This window comes from Halotalea alkalilenta (assembly GCF_001648175.1).
Classification (GTDB): domain Bacteria; phylum Pseudomonadota; class Gammaproteobacteria; order Pseudomonadales; family Halomonadaceae; genus Halotalea; species Halotalea alkalilenta_A.
This window is the reverse complement of sequence record NZ_CP015243.1, coordinates 1218321-1236637: the sequence shown is the minus strand read 5'-3', so window position 1 is coordinate 1236637 and position 18317 is coordinate 1218321. Positions and strand designations below refer to the sequence as shown.

Annotated in this window: 16 protein-coding genes; all 16 read left to right on the top strand. The window is 67.3% G+C overall.

The genetic code is table 11. The features are described from left to right. Position 1: 1 nt before the first annotated feature. The 16 genes from argS to tatA all read left to right on the top strand — a co-directional run bounded on the left by argS (position 2) and on the right by tatA (position 18313). On the top strand, positions 2-1687 hold the full coding sequence (gene argS / locus A5892_RS05470) for an arginine--tRNA ligase (RefSeq protein WP_064121940.1): 1686 nt from the start codon (positions 2-4) through the stop codon (positions 1685-1687). Continuing rightward, positions 1687-2466, top strand: coding sequence for an SPOR domain-containing protein (locus A5892_RS05465; RefSeq protein ID WP_064121939.1), 780 nt, complete (start codon positions 1687-1689; stop codon positions 2464-2466). Before argS ends, A5892_RS05465 begins: the two co-directional genes overlap by 1 nt. Before the next feature lie 93 nt (positions 2467-2559). Beyond that, on the top strand, positions 2560-3339 hold the full coding sequence (locus A5892_RS05460) for a fructosamine kinase family protein (protein WP_223302796.1): 780 nt from the start codon (positions 2560-2562) through the stop codon (positions 3337-3339). A gap of 181 nt (positions 3340-3520) precedes the next feature. After that, positions 3521-4042, top strand: a complete 522-nt coding sequence (gene hslV / locus A5892_RS05455; RefSeq protein ID WP_027349425.1) for an ATP-dependent protease subunit HslV — start codon at positions 3521-3523, stop codon at positions 4040-4042. Positions 4043-4046: 4 nt separating this feature from the next. Continuing rightward, a complete protein-coding gene (hslU, locus tag A5892_RS05450) occupies positions 4047-5369 on the top strand; it encodes an ATP-dependent protease ATPase subunit HslU (protein ID WP_064121938.1) in 1323 nt (440 codons plus the stop codon). 154 nt (positions 5370-5523) lie between these two features. Next, positions 5524-6015, top strand: a complete 492-nt coding sequence (locus A5892_RS05445; protein WP_064121937.1) for a gamma-butyrobetaine hydroxylase-like domain-containing protein — start codon at positions 5524-5526, stop codon at positions 6013-6015. A gap of 105 nt (positions 6016-6120) precedes the next feature. Next, positions 6121-6789 carry a TetR/AcrR family transcriptional regulator gene (locus A5892_RS05440; RefSeq protein ID WP_064121936.1) on the top strand — a complete coding sequence of 223 codons (669 nt, stop codon included), beginning with the start codon at positions 6121-6123 and terminating at the stop codon, positions 6787-6789. Positions 6790-6800: 11 nt separating this feature from the next. Continuing rightward, on the top strand, positions 6801-9179 hold the full coding sequence (locus A5892_RS05435; protein ID WP_064121935.1) for an acyl-CoA dehydrogenase: 2379 nt from the start codon (positions 6801-6803) through the stop codon (positions 9177-9179). 18 nt (positions 9180-9197) lie between these two features. Beyond that, positions 9198-10502, top strand: a complete 1305-nt coding sequence (locus A5892_RS05430) for an acetyl-CoA C-acetyltransferase (protein ID WP_064121934.1) — start codon at positions 9198-9200, stop codon at positions 10500-10502. Next, complete coding sequence (locus A5892_RS05425; RefSeq protein WP_064121933.1) at positions 10499-12463, top strand: 3-hydroxyacyl-CoA dehydrogenase NAD-binding domain-containing protein; 1965 nt, start codon at positions 10499-10501, stop codon at positions 12461-12463. Before A5892_RS05430 ends, A5892_RS05425 begins: the two co-directional genes overlap by 4 nt. A gap of 19 nt (positions 12464-12482) precedes the next feature. Beyond that, positions 12483-14189 (top strand): AMP-binding protein, encoded by a 1707-nt coding sequence (locus tag A5892_RS05420; protein ID WP_064121932.1) that lies wholly within the window; start codon positions 12483-12485, stop codon positions 14187-14189. A 193-nt stretch (positions 14190-14382) separates the two neighbouring features. Further along, positions 14383-15129, top strand: coding sequence for a bifunctional demethylmenaquinone methyltransferase/2-methoxy-6-polyprenyl-1,4-benzoquinol methylase UbiE (gene ubiE / locus A5892_RS05415; protein ID WP_027349431.1), 747 nt, complete (start codon positions 14383-14385; stop codon positions 15127-15129). 52 nt (positions 15130-15181) lie between these two features. After that, positions 15182-15832 carry a ubiquinone biosynthesis accessory factor UbiJ gene (locus A5892_RS05410; RefSeq protein WP_064121931.1) on the top strand — a complete coding sequence of 217 codons (651 nt, stop codon included), beginning with the start codon at positions 15182-15184 and terminating at the stop codon, positions 15830-15832. Beyond that, the gene (gene ubiB, locus A5892_RS05405; RefSeq protein WP_064124317.1) at positions 15829-17454 is read left to right on the top strand and encodes a ubiquinone biosynthesis regulatory protein kinase UbiB; all 1626 of its coding nucleotides are present in this window, start codon (positions 15829-15831) and stop codon (positions 17452-17454) included. The genes A5892_RS05410 and ubiB overlap by 4 nt, the downstream gene beginning before the upstream one ends. A 153-nt stretch (positions 17455-17607) precedes the next feature. Next, a complete protein-coding gene (locus tag A5892_RS05400; protein ID WP_064124316.1) occupies positions 17608-17964 on the top strand; it encodes a phosphoribosyl-ATP diphosphatase in 357 nt (118 codons plus the stop codon). A 91-nt stretch (positions 17965-18055) separates the two neighbouring features. Next, positions 18056-18313 (top strand): Sec-independent protein translocase subunit TatA, encoded by a 258-nt coding sequence (gene tatA / locus A5892_RS05395; RefSeq protein WP_064121930.1) that lies wholly within the window; start codon positions 18056-18058, stop codon positions 18311-18313. Positions 18314-18317: the final 4 nt, after the last annotated feature.

Below are 18317 nucleotides of genomic sequence, written 5' to 3'. Positions count from 1 at the left end.
GATGAAAGAGACGCTCCTCGAGCTCCTCACCCAAGCCCTTTCCACGCTCAAGAGCGAGGGCGTTATCCCCCAGGACCACGAGGTCGAGATCAAGCTCGATGCGACGCGCGACAAGGCCCATGGCGACTACGCCTGCAACCTGGCGATGATCCTTGCCAAACCGGCGAGGATGGCGCCGCGCCAGCTCGCCGACAAGCTGATCGAGGCACTGCCGGACTCGCCCGCGGTGAGCAAGGTGGAGATCGCAGGCCCTGGTTTCATCAACTTCTTCGCTGCGACCGCCGCAGCCGCGCAGATCATCGAGCGCGTGATCGAGTCGGGCGACAGCTTCGGCCACAGCGACCTCGGCCAGGGCGAGAGCGTCCAGGTCGAGTTCGTCTCCGCCAACCCGACCGGACCGCTGCACGTCGGCCACGGCCGCGGCGCGGTGGTCGGCGACTGCATCGCGCGGCTGCTCGAGGCCACCGGTCACCGCGTCACTCGCGAGTTCTACTACAACGACGCCGGCGCCCAGATCACCAATCTCGAGCGCTCGGTATCGGCGCGGATCAAGGGTCTCGAACCCAGCGACCCGGCCTGGCCGGAGGATGGCTACCGCGGTGACTACATCGCCGACATCGCCCATGCCTACCGCCAGGGCGAAACGGTGGTCGCCGACGACCGCCAGGTCACCGCCAAGGCTGATCCTGAAGATCGCGATGCGATCCGCGAATTCGCCGTCGCCTACCTGCGCCGCGAGCAGGACCTCGACCTCAAGGCCTTCGACGTGCCGTTCGACGTCTACTTCCTCGAGTCCTCGCTCTACTCCGAAGGCAAGGTCGCGGATACCGTCGAGCGCCTGATCGAAGGCGGCCACACCTTCGAGGCGGATGGCGCGCTATGGCTGCGCACCACCGACTTCGGCGACGACAAGGACCGGGTGATGCGCAAGCGGGACGGCGACTACACCTACTTCGTTCCCGACGTCGCCTATCACCTCGACAAATGGCGCCGCGGCTTCACCACCGTGATCGACGAGCAGGGTGCCGATCACCACTCCACCGTCACTCGCGTGCGCGCCGGGCTCCAGGCCCTTGGGGCGGGCATTCCAGCGGGATGGCCCGAGTACGTGCTGCACCAGATGGTCACGGTGATGCGCGGCGGCGAGGAGGTGAAACTCTCCAAGCGCGCCGGCAGCTACGTCACCCTGCGCGATTTGATCGACGAGGTCGGACGCGACGCGACGCGCTACTTCCTGGTCGCGCGCCGGGTCGATTCTCAGCTGACCTTCGACATCGATCTGGCCCGCGCGCAGTCGAACGACAACCCGGTCTACTACCTGCAATACGCGCATGCGCGGCTTTGCAGCGTGCTGAAGCGCGCAGAGGCCCAGGGGACCCCCTTCGACCAGGCGCTCGGCCTGGCCAATCTCGGCCTGCTCGAGGACCCTCGCGAGAAGGACCTGCTCAATCGCCTCGCCGCTTTCCCCGAGCAGGTCGCCCGCGCGGCCAAAAGCCGCGAGCCGCACCAGATCGCCCAGTACCTGCAGGAGCTGGCCGCCGAATTCCACACCTGCTACAACGCGGTCAAAGTGATGGTCGATGAGCCTGAAATGCGCAACGCACGCCTCGCCCTCGCCCTCGCCGTGCGCCAGGTACTGCGCAACGGCCTCGACCTGTTGGGCCTCGATGCACCGGAGGAGATGTAATGCCGCCACGCCAGAACAGCGCCTCGCGGCGCGCACAGCCGCGCAGGACGCAGGGCGCCAAGCGCGGCGCTTCGAAAAGCTCGGGAGGCGGTATGCGCATTCCCGGCTGGCTATGGGCGATCGGCGGCATCATTGCCGGGTTCTTCATCGCCAAGCACTTCCTCGCCAATGAGCCCAGCGACTCCCAGGGCGGCATGGCGGCGATCGTCACCCGGCCGGTTCCCAGCGAGCCGCAGGGCCAGAGCGCCGAGCAGTCGCAAAGCGATGCCCAGCAGTCCGGACAGCCCTCGACACCCCAGGCGCAGCAGGAGGGCGGCGAAGACCCGGCGAACAACATGCCGACCTTCGAGTTCTACACCCTGCTGCCCGAGTCGGAGGTGATCGCGCCTTCGGCGCCCGCCGCTGCGCCTCAGGCGCCGCCTGCCGCCACGCCGAGCCAGAGCGCCAGCCGCGAGCCGGCGCAGCCGAGCACGCAGACGCCGCCAGCCGCCCCCAGCACCCCGAGCACCCCGAGCAGCAGTGCGCCCGCCAGCGCCCAAGGCGGCGCCAGCTACATGCTCCAGGCCGCTTCGTTCCGCTCCCAGGCGGACGCCAATACCATGGCGGGCCGCTTTCGCGACCTTGGCCTGGTGACCCAGGTCAGCCAGGTCAGGACCGGTGACGGCACCACCTGGTATCGCGTCCAGGCTGGCCCCTACAGCGACCAGGCCGAGCTCGCCCGCGCCCGTGGCCTGATGCAGGCGCGCGGCGTCGACCCACTGATGATCCGCCAGCGCTGATCCCTGCGCCGCGCCACACTCGTGCGGCGCGGCGCAGGAGAGCTGATCTATCCTCCGAGTATCCTTTCGAGATCGCGCGAACGGAGCTCCTCCATGTCATACGCCATGACGCCTTTCACCAAAAGCGCCGCCGGCGCTCCGCCGACGCTGTTCGCCACCGAGGCGGCGGGGCTTGCCTGGCTCGCCGAGGCGGGCGGCGCCGAGGTGGTCGAGGTGCTCGACGCAGCCCCCGATCGCCTCAGCCTGGCGCGGCTCGATATCTCCGCCGCCACTGCCGCCAGCGCTGAAGCCTTCGGCCGTGCGTTGCTGGTGACCCACCGCGCCGGCGCACCGGCCTTCGGTGCGCCGCCGCCCCAAGCTCCCGGTCCCCACGGTTTCATCGGTCCCACCGCAGCACCGCTGCCGATGCGCTACGGCAACTGGCTAGCCTGGGGGGCCTTCTTCGCCGAGGCGAGGATCACGCCCTACCTGCGCCTTGCCCAGGATGCCGGCGCCATCGATCACCCAGGCAGCGAGATGATCGAACGCCTGGCTGCGCGACTCGCGGCCGGGGAGTTCGATGACGACGAGGCGCCGTGCCGACTCCACGGCGACCTGTGGAGCGGCAACCTGCTCTGGTGCCGCCAGGGCTGCGTGATGATCGACCCCGCCGCCCATGGCGGCCACTTCCTCGATGACCTGGCGATGCTGGCGCTGTTCGGTGCACCGATGCTCGAGCGCATCCACGGCGCCTATGCCGAGGCCGCCGAGCTCGACTCCGGCTGGCGGCAGCGCCTCGCCCTCCACCAGCTTTATCCGCTGCTGGTGCACGCCGTGCTGTTCGGCGGCGGCTACGCGGCGCGCGCGGTGAAGATCGCCAAGCGGTTCGGCTAGCACGGTCGCGCCCTTGATTTCATCGCCCGGCGCCCGCACCTAGCCCGTTACATTCGCGAGAAAGACTCGCACGGCGCCGACGGATCGACACTTCAACCGGCGGGAGTGCGCCGGGATTCACGCCCGCCGACGTTCACATTCACCCGTTTTCGGTTTCGTCCGAAGCAGACGAGAGAATTCCATGACCACGATCGTATCGGTGCGCCGTAACGGCCAAGTCGCCCTGGCCGGGGACGGCCAGGTTTCCCTTGGCAATACCGTGATGAAGGGCAATGCGTCCAAGGTCCGGCGCTTCCACAAAGGGCAGGTGCTGGCCGGCTTCGCCGGCGGTACCGCCGACGCCTTCACCCTGTTCGAGCGTTTCGAGGCCCAGCTCGAGAAGAATTCGGGCAACCTGACCAGGGCCGCGGTGGAGCTGGCCAAGGAATGGCGCACCGACCGGGCGCTGCGCCGGCTCGAGGCGATGCTCGCGGTCGCCGACCGCACCGCCTCGCTGATCATCACCGGCACCGGCGACGTGCTCGAACCCGAGCACGGCATCATCACCATCGGCTCGGGCGGCCACTATGCCAACGCCGCCGCCCGCGCCCTGCTTGAGAACACGGAGCTCACGGCCCGCGAGATCACCGAGAAGAGCCTCAACATCGCCGCCGACATCTGCGTGTTCACCAACCACAACATCACCCTCGAGGCGCTGGACTGATCCCATGGCACAGATGACTCCCCGTGAAATCGTACATGCCCTCGACCAGCATATCGTCGGCCAGGCCGAGGCCAAGCGCGCGGTCGCGATCGCGCTGCGCAACCGCTGGCGGAGGATGCAGCTCGATCCCGAACTGCGCGCCGAGGTGACACCGAAGAACATCCTGATGATCGGCCCGACCGGGGTCGGCAAGACCGAGATCGCCCGCCGCCTGGCGAAGCTCGCAGGCGCCCCCTTCCTCAAGGTCGAGGCGACCAAGTTCACCGAGGTGGGCTACGTCGGTCGCGACGTCGAATCGATCATCCGCGATCTGGTCGAGATGGCGATGAAGCTGGTGCGCGAGCAGGCCAAGACCCGGGTGCGCAACAAGGCCGAGGACCTCGCCGAGGAGCGAATCCTCGATGCGCTGCTGCCGCCGGCCCGAGGCTCCGAGTACGATAGCGGCGCGAGCCGCGACAGCTCGACCCGCCAAGTGTTTCGCAAGAAGCTGCGCGAGGGCTCGCTCGACGACAAAGAGATCGAGATCGAGCTGATTCCGGCGAGCCAGGGCATGGACATCATGACCCCGCCGGGCATGGAGGAGATGGCGAGCCAGCTGCAGAGCATGTTCTCCAATCTCAACAAGCAAAAGCGCGAGACCCGCAAGCTCAGCGTCGGCGAGGCACGCAAGCTGGTGGTCGAGGAGGAAGCGTCGAAGCTGGTCAACGACGATGACCTCAAGAGCCGCGCGCTGGAGGCGGTGGAGCAGAACGGCATCGTTTTCATCGACGAGATCGACAAGGTCGCCAAGCGCGGCGAAAGCAGCGGTACCGATGTCTCCCGCGAGGGGGTGCAGCGCGACTTGCTGCCGCTGATCGAGGGGTCGACGGTGTCGACCAAGTACGGGATGGTCAAGACCGACCATATCCTGTTCATCGCCTCGGGCGCCTTCCATCTTTCCAAGCCCTCGGACCTGATTCCCGAGCTGCAGGGGCGGCTACCGATCCGGGTCGAGCTCTCGGCGCTGACGCCCAACGACTTCGAGCGCATCCTCACCGAGCCTTCCGCCTCGCTGACGCATCAGTATCAGGCACTGCTGCGCACCGAGGGCCTCGAGATCGAGTTCACCAGCGACGGCATCAAGCGAATCGCCGAAATCGCCTACCAGGTCAACGAAGGCACCGAGAACATCGGCGCCCGCCGCTTGCATACGGTGATGGAACGGCTGCTCGAAGAACCGCTCTACGTCGGTGGCGAAATGGAAAAACAGCTGATCGACGGCCCCTATGTCGACCAGCGCCTCGGCGAACTGGCTCGCGACGAGGATCTTTCCCGCTACATCCTCTAAGACGTGCCAACCGGCCCCGCGCCTCCCTGCGCGGGGCGCGGTCGTTCAGCCTGAGGCCTGAGCGCATTTGCCGTGCCTGACGCGACGCGTGTCTAATGCTCGGCACGCGCCTTTAGCCGACCGGGCCAACCTCGCACCGTGCAGGAGCATCATCATGAACCTCGATCCACGCGAGCGCTTCGATCAACTCGCCCGGCCACCCGCGCCCGTTCCCGTCCATGTGCACTATCATCGCGGGCCGCGGCTGGTCGAGCTGGTCTATGACGCAGGCGAACTGCGCGATACCGAGGCCGCGCGACTCGAAAGCCAGGGCGTCGGCGAGCGCCGCCAGGAGCAGTTGCACTACCGGCTACCTGTCGAGCTGCTCAGGGTGTTCTCACCCTCCGCCGAAGTGCGCGGCCACAGTCCCGACCAGGCAGTGCTGCAGACGGGCAAACGCGACGTCTCGCTGCTCGACATCGAATCGGTCGGCAACTATGCGCTCAAGCTCAGCTTCGACGACGGCCATGACAGCGGGCTCTATACCTGGGCCTTTCTGTTCGAGCTGGCGCTGCACCAGGAAACCTGGTGGCGCCACTACCTCAAGGAGCTCGAGGACGCTGGCGCCTCGCGCGTACCGCCCGGCATCCAGATCAAGCAGCTCTAGGGCACGTTGACACGCCCCGACCTCATCCTTTGGCCTTAGGCCCATTCCCTCCCGGGCTGGAGCAGGTAGACTCGATTCAAACGTTCATTTGAATCGGGCCCACGCATGAGCGAACGCGCGACACTCCAGACCTCCGAGCTGATCCTCGACGCCGCCGAGGCGATCTTCGCCGCCGACGGCAACACCAACGCCTCCCTGCGTACCATCACCGCCAGGGCGGGCGTCAACATCGCCGCGGTGAACTACCACTTCGGTTCCAAGGATGCATTGATCCGCGCAGTGCTCGAGCGGCGCATGGGGATGCTCAACCAGGAGCGCCTACGCCTGCTCGACGCGCTGGAGGCGGCCGACGAGCCGCCGCGCCCGTCGCAGATCGTCGATGCCTACTTCGGCACCTTGGTGCGCTTCGCCGGCAGTCGGGCGCCCCATGCCCGCGCCTTCACCGTGCTGATCGAACGCATCGTGACCGACCCCTCCGAATTCACCCGCGCGATCGTCGCCGACCAGTTCGCCCACGTGCTCGAACGCTATCGCGAGGCCTTCTACCGGGCGATGCCCCAGGTTCCGCGGGCGGAAGTGACCTGGCGCTTCCAGTTCATGCTCGGCGCCACCTCCTATGCGCTGCTCGGCACGCGTCATCTCGGCCCGCTGTTCGGCGTCGAGGAGACCCAGCAGCGGGCGCTCGATCTGCTGCTGCCACGGCTGATGAGCTTTTTGCTCGGGGGCCTGCGTGTACCGCTGCCCGACTCCGACCAGCAGGACCAGTCCACCTGAGGAGAACACCGATGTCCACCTGGATGATCGTGCTGGCTTCGCTACTACTGATCGCGATCGCGCTGCCCGCGCTGGTGCTCGGCGTCGCGCCGCTGCGGCGCCGCCTGGTGGTACGCCCCGCCTTCGACGCCTTTCGCACCAGGATGCCGTCGATTTCGGCTACCGAGCGGGCGGCACTCGAGGCTGGCACGGTGTGGTGGGAAGGTGAGCTGTTCGCTGGCGACCCCGACTGGAAGCGGCTGCACGACGTGCCTCTGCCGATGCTCAGCGGGCCGGAGCGGCACTTCATCGAGGGCAAGGTCCCCGCGCTCTGCGCGCTGGTCGACGACTGGGACGTCACCGCCGAGCGCCATGACCTGCCACCGCAGGCGTGGGAGTACATCAAGCGCGAGGGCTTCCTCGGCATGATCGTGCCCAGGCGCTACGGCGGACTGGAGTTTTCCGCCTATGCCCACTCCGAAGTCGTCAGCCGCCTGTCGACACGCAGCTCAGCGCTCGCGGTCAGCGTGATGGTGCCCAACTCGCTCGGCCCGGCGGAGCTGCTGCTGCATTACGGCACCGAAGCCCAGAAGGACTACTACCTGCCGCGCCTGGCGCGTGGCGACGAGATTCCCGCCTTCGCCCTGACCAGCCCGTGGGCCGGGTCGGACGCGGCCTCGATTCCCGACCATGGGGTGGTCTGCTGGGGAGAGTGGCAGGGCGAACGGGTGCTCGGGATGAAAGTCAGCTGGGACAAGCGCTACATCACCCTGGCGCCGGTGTGCACGCTGCTGGGGCTTGCCTTCCAGCTGCACGACCCGCAACGCCTGCTCGGCGAGCAGGAGAACCTCGGCATCACCTGTGCGCTGGTGCCGCGGGATCATCCTGGGGTCGAGCTGGGGCGCCGCCATCGACCGCTCGACGCCATGTTCATGAACGGCCCGACCCGGGGCACCGAAGTGTTCATGCCACTCGATTTCATCATCGGTGGGGCGCCGATGGCGGGCCAGGGCTGGCGAATGTTGATGGAGTGCCTCGCCGCCGGGCGGGCGATCTCGCTGCCCTCCGCCAATGCGGCGATGGCGCAGTTCACCGCCCGTACAGTGGGGGCGTATGCCCGGGTACGCAGCCAGTTCCGCACTCCTATCGGCCGCTTCGAAGGGGTCGAGGAGGCGTTGGCTCGCATCGCTGGGCACACCTACACCGCCGACGCCGCACGCAGCATGACCGCGGGCGCGATCGACCTCGGCGAACGCCCCGCGGTGGTCTCGGCGATCGTCAAATACCACGTCACCGAGCTGACCCGCCAAGTGGTCAACGACGGCATGGACGTGATCGGCGGCAAGGGGATCTGCCTCGGGCCTTCGAACTTCCTCGGCCGCGCCTACCAGCAGCTGCCGATCGGGATCACCGTCGAGGGTGCCAATATCCTCACCCGCAGCCTGATCATCTTCGGCCAAGGGGCGATCCGCTGCCATCCCCATATCCTCGACGAGATGAAGGCCGCCGAGGACGAAGACCGCGACCGCGGCTACGCCGCTTTCGAAGTGGCCTTCGAGCGCCATCTCAAGCTGATCCTCGCCAACCTCGCGCGCAGCCTCGGCCGCGGCCTGAGCGGCGCCCGGCTGGTCAGGGTGCGCGCCGACGTCGCAAGGGAAATGCTGCCCTACTATCGCCAGCTGTCACGCTTCTCCAGCGCCTTCTCGCTGCTCGCCGATGCCTCGATGATCAGCCTCGGTGCCGCGCTCAAGCGACGCGAAAGGCTTTCCTCGAGGCTGGGCGACGCGCTTTCGCAGCTCTACCTCGCCTCTTGCGTTCTCAAGCGGTTCGAAGACCAAGGACGCAACGCCGAAGACGCGCCGCTGGCCCACTGGGCGCTGCAGGATGCGCTCTACAAGCTCGAGCGTGCGCTCGATGAAGCACTCGCCAACTTTCCCAACCGCACACTCGCCGCCCTGCTGCGCCCGCTGGTGCTGCCCCTCGGCCGCCGCCGCCGCCCACCGTCGGACGCGCTCTCGCATCGCGCGGCCGCCCTGCTGCTCGCCCCGGGGAGCGGCCGTGACCGGCTCACCGCCTGCTGTCACCTGCCCAACGATGAACACCAAGCCGTCGGCGCGCTCGAAGAGGCATTGGCGGCAGCGCTCGCCGCCGAGCCGGTGGAGGCGAAGCTGCGTGAGCTCGAACGCCGGGGCGTACTCGCCGGGCATCCGCGCGCCAACGTCCGCGACCTGCCCGGACTGGCTTTCGAGCTCGGCCATCTCGACGCCAGCGAGCATGCGCAACTCTTGCGCCTGGATGAACTGCGCGACCGGGTGATCCGAGTCGATGACTTCGCCTTCGATCTCGCCCCTGAACGCCACGCCGCACCAGCGCCTGCGAGCACTGCCACCGCCCTTGCCGACGACGCCTGAAACGCCTGAGGAGAGACGATGGAATTCGAACCGATCTACGTAGTCGATGGAGCCAGGACGCCGTTCCTGCGCGCCCGCAATGCGCCGGGTCCGTTCTCCGCCGCGGATCTCGCCGTCCAGGCAGGCAGAACGCTGCTCGCCCGCCACCCCGCGCTCGAGCACCGGATCGATGAGGTAATCATCGGCTGCGCCTCGCCCTCTGCCGACGAGATCAACATCGCCAGGGTGATCGCCCTGCGTCTTGGCCTCGAGGAGCGCATTCCCGCCTGGACGGTGATGCGCAACTGCGCCTCGGGGATGCAGGCGCTGGACAGCGCGATCGCCAATCTCCAGCGCGGTCGCGCCGAGGTGGTGCTGGCCGGCGGAGTGGACGCGCTGTCGCGGGCACCCGTTCTGTTCTCGGATGCGATGGTCAAGTGGCTCTCGCAATGGTATGCGGCCAAGAGCATGGGCCAGCGACTCGCGGCGCTCAGGCGCTTTCGCCCGGCGCAGCTGGCCCCGGTGATCGGCCTGCTCAAGGGGCTCACCGATCCGGTGGTGGGGCTCTCGATGGGCCAGACCGCCGAGAACCTCGCCCACCGCTTCGGGATCGATCGTACCGCGATGGACCGCTACGCCGCGCGCAGCCACCGTCGCGTCCTCGAGGCTCGCACCCGCGCTGCCTTCGACGCCGAGACGGTGGCGCTGGTCAGCGGCGATGGTCGGTTCCACGCCGAGGACGACGGCGTGCGCGACGACTCAAGCGAAGAGCGCCTGGCCAAGCTGCGCCCGGTGTTCGACAAACCATGGGGCAACGTCACCGCCGGCAACAGCTCGCAGGTCACCGACGGTGCCGCGCTGCTGCTGCTGGCCTCGGAGCGTGCGGTTGAGAGCCTCGGGCTCGCGCCGATCGGGCGGATCACCGACAGCCAGTGGGCCGGACTCTCTCCCGAGCAGATGGGCCTCGGTCCGGTACATGCGGCGATCCCCATCCTCGAGCGCCACGGCCTCGGGCTCAATGAGCTCGACCTGTGGGAGATCAACGAAGCCTTCGCCGCCCAGGTGCTGGCCTGCCAGGCCGCCTGGGAGGACCCGGACTACTGCGAGTCGGCCTTCGGCACGCCCGCATGGGGGCGCCTCGACGACGCCCGGCTCAACGTCGACGGCGGCGCGATCGCGATAGGCCACCCGGTCGGCGCCTCGGGAGCGCGAATCGTGCTCCACCTGCTCCATGCCCTCGCCGAACGAGACCTCTCACGCGGCATGGCATCGATCTGCATCGGCGGCGGCCAGGGCGGCGCGATGCTGGTGGAAAACCTCAAACGCACGGAGGTTGCGCGATGAACGCGATCGAACGCAGCGACTGGCGGCTCGAGCGCGACGCCGACGACCTGGTCTGGCTGACCCTCGACTGCCCCGACCGTTCGGTCAATGCGCTCTCCCAGGGCGTGCTCGCCCAGCTCGACGCGACCCTCGATGCGCTGGATGCATCGAAGCCCAAGGGACTGGTGATCCGCTCGGGAAAACCCACCGGGTTCATCGTCGGCGCCGACATCGGGGAGTTCGAGGCACTCGAGAGCGCCGACCAGGCACATCGGATCATCGAGCGCGGCTGGCGTTTGTTCGAGCGTATCAGCGCGCTGCGCTATCCGACGCTTGCGCTGATCGACGGCCACTGCCTCGGCGGCGGGCTCGAACTGGCGCTCGCCTGCCGCTACCGGCTGGCGGTCGATCGTCCCGGTGCGCGGCTCGGCCTGCCCGAGGTGATGCTCGGGATATTCCCCGGCTGGGGTGGGGTCAAGCGCCTGCCCCGGCTGATCGGCGCTCCCGAAGCCCTGGCCATGATGTTGAGCGGGCGCACGGTGGATCCTCGCCGCGCCGAGCGGCTGGGTCTGGTCGATGCGCGGGTGCCGCAGCGCATCGCCGAGCGCGCCGCCGCGCAGCTCATCCGCTCGGGGCGTCCACCCGCGCGAGCCGGCCACCTCCTGCGCCTGCTCGAAAGCGCGCCGCTCAGGCGATTGGTCGCAGCCAAGGCGCGGCGCGACGTCGAGGCCAAGGACCCCGACCGCCACTATCCGGCGCCGCGCACGATTCTCGAACTCTGGGAGCGCCACGACGGCGATCCGCTGATCGACCCAACGCTGGTCGGGCGCCTGTTCGGCTCCGCGGTGGCGGCCAACCTGATCCGGGTCTTCCATCTCCAGGAGCGGCTCAAGGGCTTCTCCCGCCAGGGCGACGCCGGGGATATCCGCGACGTCCACGTGGTCGGTGCCGGGGTGATGGGCGGCGACATCGCCGCCTGGTGCGCGCTGAAGGGCTTCCGGGTCACCCTCCAGGACCAGCAGATCGGACGCATCGCACCGGCGATCGCTCGCGCCGCCAAGCTCTATGGCCGACGTTTGAAACGCGATCATCGCGCGATTCGCGATGCCATGGACCGATTGATCCCCGACCCCGACGGCGCGGGCATCACCCGCGCCGACCTGGTGATCGAAGCGATCGGCGAGACGCTGGAGGCCAAGCGTGATCTCTATCGCGCGCTCGAGCCCCGAATCAAACCAGGCGCCCTGCTCGCCACCAATACCTCGAGTCTCGATCTCGCCGCCCTGCGCGAAGGACTGAGCGAGCCCGAACGCCTGGTGGGCATCCATTTCTTCAATCCAGTGGCGAAGATGCCTTTGGTCGAGGTGATCCATACGGGAGACCGCGCCAGTGACGAGACGAGGCGCGCCTGCGCCTTCGTCGGCGCCCTCGACAAGCTGCCGCTGCCGGTGTTGAGCACGCCGGGCTTTCTGGTCAACGCGGTACTCGCGCCCTATCTGCTCGAGGCGATGCGAGTCCACGACGAGGGGCTCGCCGCCGAGACCATCGACGCGGCGATGGTCGCCTTCGGCATGCCGATGGGCCCTTTGGAGCTGGCCGATACCGTCGGCCTCGACATCGTTCGCGACGCAGGCCGCGGACTCACCGATGGCGCCGCCGTGCCGCGCTGTCTCGAACAGCGCTTGGCGCAGGGGCAGTTGGGCAAGAAGAGCGGGCGAGGCTTCTATAGCTGGCAGGACGGCAAACCCGCCAAGGCCAAGCCGGGTGACGCGCCCGACGGGCTCGCGCTGCGCATCATTCACCCCTTGGTCGAACGCACCCGCGCCCAGCTCGCCGCCGGTGTGGTCGAGGATGCGGACCTGGCCGATGCCGGGGTGATCTTCGGTACCGGCTATGCGCCATTCAGCGGCGGACCGTTGAGCGACAAGCGGTTGGCACCGAGCGCCACCGGCGCCGAGGCGAAGATGAGACACGGCCGATAGGCATGCGAGGAGCGCGACGATGAACACACCCTGGCTCGAAAGCTACCCTCCCGGCGTACCGGCCGAGATCGATGTCACGCGTTTCGACTCGCTGATCGATATGTTCGATCAGGCCTGCGAGCGCTACGCCTCCCGCCAGGCCTACGTCTGCATGGGCACGGGCATCGATTATCGTCGCCTTTCGGCACTCTCGAACGACTTCGCCGCCTGGCTGCAAGCGCATGGCATGGGCAAGGGCGACCGGATCGCGCTGATGATGCCCAACCTTTTGCAGTATCCGGTGGTGCTGTTCGGTGCGCTTCGCGCAGGCTGCGTGGTGGTCAACTGCAACCCGCTCTACACCACCGACGAACTCGAGCACAAGCTGGTCGATGCCGAAGCGAGGATGATCGTGATCGCCGAGAACTTCGCCCATACGCTGGACAAGGCCGGCTCGCTGTCGCGCCTGGATGAAGTGATCGTCACTCGGCTGGGCGAGCTGCTCGGGCCGGTCAAGGGCCGGTTGGTGGACTTCACCGTGCGCCGGGTAAAGAAACTGGTGCCGGCCTGGCAGTTGCCCGGCCATCGCCGGCTCGACGCGGTACTCGCCGAAGGTAGGCGCCATACGTTCGCCCCCGTCGCGCTCGGCCAGGACGACCTCGCTTGCCTGCAGTACACCGGCGGCACCACCGGCGTCGCCAAGGGTGCGATGCTCAGCCACGGCAACCTGATCGCCAACGTACTGCAGGCGAGCGCATGGGTGCGGGGCGGCGTGCGCGAGGGCGCAGAGCTGATGGTCACCGCGCTGCCGCTATATCACATCTTCGCCCTGACCGCGAACTGCCTGGTATTCCTGCACCTGGGCGCGACCAATCTGCTGATCACCAACCCGCGCGACATCCCGGCCTTCGTCAAGAGCTTGAAACGCTATCCGTTCAGCTGCATGACCGGGGTCAACACCCTGTTCAATGCGCTGCTCAACCATCCCGACTTCGCACGCCTGGACTTTTCCCACTTGAAGGTGGTGCTCGGCGGTGGAATGGCCGTGCAGGGCAGCGTCGCCGAACGCTGGCAACGGGTCACCGGTAAGCCGATCACCCAGGCCTATGGGCTCACCGAGACCGCCCCCGCGGTGACGATCAATCCGATCGTCGAGCCGCCGCTGCCGTTCAGCGGTTCGATCGGCCTGCCGATCCCCTCCACCGAGGTGCGGATCCGCAACGAACAGGGAGAGGATCTCGGTATCGACCAGGTCGGCGAACTCTGCGTGCGTGGTCCCCAGGTGATCTCAGGCTACTGGAAGCATCCCGAGGAACAGGCCAATGCGTTCTTCTCCGACGGTTTCCTGCGCACCGGCGACATCGCGCGGATGGATGCCAAGGGATTCATCGTCCTGGTCGACCGCAAGAAAGACATGATCCTGGTCTCGGGCTTCAACGTTTACCCCAACGAAGTGGAAGAGGTCGCGACCCGCCATCCCGGGGTCAGCGAGGCGGCGGCGGTGGGCGTCCCCGACGAGCTTTCCGGCGAGCGGGTCAAGCTGTTCGTGATCCGGCGCGATCCCGATCTCACCAAGGAGATGCTGATCAAGCACTGCCGCGAGCACCTCTCGGGCTACAAGGTGCCGCAGCAGATCGAATTCCGCGACGATTTGCCGCGCACCAACGTCGGCAAGATCCTGCGTCGCGAACTGCGCTCCACGCCCTCGTCGTCGACCGCCGCGGTGGAGGAGAAGATCCCTGACTGAGCCCGAACGAGGCGATCGCCCGCCTCGGCGAAAGACAAGCCAGCCCCACGGCGCTACACTTCCCCCCTTGCGATGCGCCCCCAGTGGGCGCGCGGCCTGGGCGCTGCGCCAAGGCCGGCGACGCCTTCGCTCGCCGATTCATATTCAACGCCGTCGGGGCCACCCCCGACTCGCTACGCCATAGGGGAAGGGCATGGAGAAACGCACCACTGATTTCGGCTTCCAGGACGTTCCCATCGAGGAGAAGGCCGGTCGGGTCGCCGACGTCTTCCACTCGGTCGCCCGCCGCTACGACGTGATGAACGACCTGATGTCGATGGGCATCCATCGCCTGTGGAAGCGCGTCACCCTCGAACGCTCCGGCGTGCGCCGGGGCAACAGCGTGCTCGATATCGCCGGTGGCACCGGCGATCTGACCAAGAAGTTCGCCAGCCGCGTGGGCCCCACCGGGCGCGTGGTGCTCGCCGACATCAATGCCTCGATGCTCAACGTCGGCCGCGACAAGCTGATCGACGAAGGCATCGGCCACCAGGTCGAGTACGTGCAGGCCAACGCGGAAGCGCTGCCGTTCCCCGACAATACCTTCGACTGCATCACCATCGCCTTCGGCCTGCGCAACGTCACCGACAAGGACAAGGCGCTGCGCTCGATGACCCGGGTGCTGAAGCCGGGCGGGCGGCTCTTGGTGCTGGAGTTCTCCAAGCCGACCAACGCCCTGTTCGAGAAGGTCTACGATCAGTACTCGTTCCAAGTGCTGCCGCGCATCGGCAAGCTGGTCGCCAACGATGCCGACTCCTATCGCTACCTCGCCGAGTCGATCCGCATGCACCCCGACCAGGAGACACTCAAGGCGATGATGGAAGCGGCCGGGCTGGATCGGGTCGAGTACACCAACATGACCGCCGGCGTCGTCGCCCTGCACCGCGGCGTCAAGCTTTGAACCGCGCCTCTCGGCTGTCCCGCACGTTTTCCATTTCGCCGACGAGAACCCGATGACGCTGCTCGCTCCCTTCGCGCTCGCCTGCATCGAGACCACCCTGAACCGACTGCTGGGTCGTGACCCGGCAGCCGCCCCACGGCTGGGCGCACTCGATGGCCGGCGCGTGCTGCTGCGCCTGGAGCGGCCCTCGCTGCTGCTGCTGGTCCATTTCCAGCGCGATGGCCTGAACCTCGCCCAGCTGGTCGACGCCGAGGAAGGAGACGCCGATGCGGTGGTCGAGCTCGACCTTGACGCGCTCGGCGCGCTGGCGGCGGGCGAGTCGGTCGACAAGCTGATGTTCGAAGGGCGACTGGCGGTGCGCGGCGATATCCAGCTGCTTCACCAGGTCCGCACCCTGCTGCTCGATCTCGACGTCGACTGGGAGGGCGGACTCGCCGAGCTGGTCGGTGAGACGCCTGCCCAAGCGCTGGCGCTCGGCATCCGTCGGCTGGCGGCGTTCGGCGTGCGCAGCGGTCGCGAACTGCGAGAGGACCTGCGCGAGTACGCACTCGAAGAGGGTCGGCTGCTCGCTGGCCGCGACCAGCTCGCGGTGGCCCGGGAGCAGCTGACCCTGCTCGAGATCAGCATCGATCGCCTCCAGGCTCGCCTGGCTCGAATCGAACGGCTCCTCGGTGAACGCCATGGCGGGGGGAGCGTGTGCTGAAACTCTGGCGTCTGGTCCGTATCCTCTGGGTGATCGCGCGGTTTCGACTCGATGGTCTGGTACCGGTCGAGCGCCTGCCGGCGAGCGCGCGCTTCGTCTTTCGGCTGATGCCGCTGTGGCTTTTCCCGAGAGGCAGCGAGAGCCGCGGCGCGCGGCTGAGACTGGCGCTGGAGACGCTCGGGCCGATCTACGTCAAGTTCGGCCAGATGCTCTCGACCCGTCGCGACCTGCTGCCCCCGGACATCGCGCTCGAGCTGAAGAAACTGCAGGACCAGGTGCCGCCGTTTCCGAGCGAACTCGCCCGGGCCACGGTCGAAAGCGAGCTCGGCGCCAGCGTCGAGACGCTGTTCGCCAAGTTCGATCCTACCCCGCTGGCGTCCGCCTCGATCGCCCAGGTCCATGCGGCGACCCTGCACGATGGCGCCGAGGTCGTGGTCAAGATCATCCGGCCGGGAATCGACAGGGTGATGCGCAGCGACATCGACCTGATGTTCACCTTCGCCCGCCTGTTGATGCTGGTGCCGGAGATGCGGCGGCTGCGTCCGGTCGAAGTGGTCGACGACTACCGCGCGTCGCTGTTCGACGAGCTCGACCTGCACAAGGAAGCTGCCAATACCTCGCAGCTGAAGCGCAACTTCAAGCACTCGCCGCTGCTCTACGTGCCCGCGATCCACTGGAGCATGACCCGGCGCAGTGTGATGGTACAAGAGCGCATCTACGGCATCCCGGTCGCCGATGTCGAGGCGCTGCGCGAAGCCGGGGTCGATCTGCGCAAGCTCGCCGAACGCGGGGTGGAGATCTTCTTCACCCAGGTGTTCCGCGACAATTTCTTCCATGCCGACATGCACCCAGGCAACATCTTCGTCTCTCGCGAGACACCCGAGGATCCGCGCTACATCGCGATCGACTGCGGCATCGTCGGCAGCCTCACCCGCGAAGACCAGGACTACCTGGCCCGCAACATCCTCGCCTTCTTCCACCAGGACTACTACGAAGTCGCCACCTTGCACATCGAGTCGGGCTGGGTCGGCGAAGGCACCCGGGCCAATGAGTTCGCCGCCGCGGTGCGCGCGGTGTGCGAGCCGCTGCTGGAAAAGCCGCTCAAGGACATCTCGTTCGGCCAGGCGCTGCTCGGGCTGTTCCAGACCGCGCAGCGGTTCAACATGGAAGTCCAGCCGCAGCTGGTGCTGCTGCAGAAAACCTTGCTCAACATCGAGGGCCTCGGCCGCACGCTCTATCCCGATCTCGATCTCTGGCACACCGCCAAACCCTATCTCGAGAACTGGATGAAGGAGCGCGCGGGACCGCGGGGCTTCTGGGAATCGCTCAAACGCCAGGCGCCGGACCTGGCCTATCGGCTACCGGAACTGCCGGTGCTCGCGCACCAGGTGATGCGCCGCTCGGAGGCAGAGGAGCGCCAGCGCCGCCAGCAGAGCGAGACGATGGGCACGCTGCAGCGCAGCCTGCGCGGCTTCAGGCGCCGCTCTCGCCAGGTGCGCGCGGGCCTGCTGCTGCTGGCCGGCGCGGTCTTCTGGCAGCCGCTGTGGGGCTGGGCGTCGCAGCAGCACTGGGGCGTACTGGTGGCTACCGGCATCGGTATGTTGCTGATCCTCTGGCGCTGAGCCAATTCGACGGCATAGCGCATGGTAAAGTGCATCCGCGCTGCGCTAGACTTGAGCCGAGACTCATTGCTCGATCGTGCCGAGTAGCGAGCATGATCGATGCCTCTGCAGGGCGTCGATGTCCTGCCACCGCACCACGGACAAGCATCACCGATGAACGATACTCTCGAGCGGCTCGCGCAGGTTCTCTCCGAACGGCGCCACGGCGATGCGCAGAGCTCCTACGTCGCTAGTCTCCACCAGCGCGGATTGAACAAGATCCTCGAAAAGGTCGGCGAGGAGTCGACCGAGCTGATCCTCGCCGCCAAGGAGCTGGAAGCGGCGGACGCCTCTCGGCTCGAGGGCGCCCGCCTCGAGCTGATCAAGGAAACCGCGGACCTGTGGTTTCACTCCCTGGTCACGCTCTCGCACCTGGGCCTCGGCCATCGCGACGTACTCGCAGAACTCGAACGCCGTTTCGGTGTCTCGGGACTCGAGGAGAAGGCCTCGCGAAGCGCACACAGCCAGTGATCGGCTTCCCTTGCCCAAGAGCAACCACGCCAAGCGCAATCACATTTGGGTGCTGGACTGATCCAGCCCCATCTTCCTGGAGAATCACGATATGTTAGGTGGAATCAGTATCTGGCAGCTGCTGATCGTACTTGGGATCATCGTCCTGGTCTTCGGCACCAAGAAGCTTCGCAACATCGGCGGCGATCTCGGCGGCGCGGTGAAAGGCTTCAAGCAGGCGATGAACGACGACGACAAGAAAGACGCCAGCACCCAGTCCCGGGTTGGCCATGAGGACGGCAACACCTTCCATGGCGAGGCGGTGCACAAGGAAGAGCGCGACGATACCCGGCACGACTCGCGGAAATAAGCGC

Coding starts and splice junctions, on each gene's coding strand:
- argS (WP_064121940.1), top strand. CDS start 2: ATGAAAGAGACGCTCCTCGAGCTCCTCACCCAAGCCCTTTCCACGCTC.
- A5892_RS05465 (WP_064121939.1), top strand. CDS start 1,687: ATGCCGCCACGCCAGAACAGCGCCTCGCGGCGCGCACAGCCGCGCAGG.
- A5892_RS05460 (WP_223302796.1), top strand. CDS start 2,560: ATGTCATACGCCATGACGCCTTTCACCAAAAGCGCCGCCGGCGCTCCG.
- hslV (WP_027349425.1), top strand. CDS start 3,521: ATGACCACGATCGTATCGGTGCGCCGTAACGGCCAAGTCGCCCTGGCC.
- hslU (WP_064121938.1), top strand. CDS start 4,047: ATGGCACAGATGACTCCCCGTGAAATCGTACATGCCCTCGACCAGCAT.
- A5892_RS05445 (WP_064121937.1), top strand. CDS start 5,524: ATGAACCTCGATCCACGCGAGCGCTTCGATCAACTCGCCCGGCCACCC.
- A5892_RS05440 (WP_064121936.1), top strand. CDS start 6,121: ATGAGCGAACGCGCGACACTCCAGACCTCCGAGCTGATCCTCGACGCC.
- A5892_RS05435 (WP_064121935.1), top strand. CDS start 6,801: ATGTCCACCTGGATGATCGTGCTGGCTTCGCTACTACTGATCGCGATC.
- A5892_RS05430 (WP_064121934.1), top strand. CDS start 9,198: ATGGAATTCGAACCGATCTACGTAGTCGATGGAGCCAGGACGCCGTTC.
- A5892_RS05425 (WP_064121933.1), top strand. CDS start 10,499: ATGAACGCGATCGAACGCAGCGACTGGCGGCTCGAGCGCGACGCCGAC.
- A5892_RS05420 (WP_064121932.1), top strand. CDS start 12,483: ATGAACACACCCTGGCTCGAAAGCTACCCTCCCGGCGTACCGGCCGAG.
- ubiE (WP_027349431.1), top strand. CDS start 14,383: ATGGAGAAACGCACCACTGATTTCGGCTTCCAGGACGTTCCCATCGAG.
- A5892_RS05410 (WP_064121931.1), top strand. CDS start 15,182: ATGACGCTGCTCGCTCCCTTCGCGCTCGCCTGCATCGAGACCACCCTG.
- A5892_RS05400 (WP_064124316.1), top strand. CDS start 17,608: ATGAACGATACTCTCGAGCGGCTCGCGCAGGTTCTCTCCGAACGGCGC.
- tatA (WP_064121930.1), top strand. CDS start 18,056: ATGTTAGGTGGAATCAGTATCTGGCAGCTGCTGATCGTACTTGGGATC.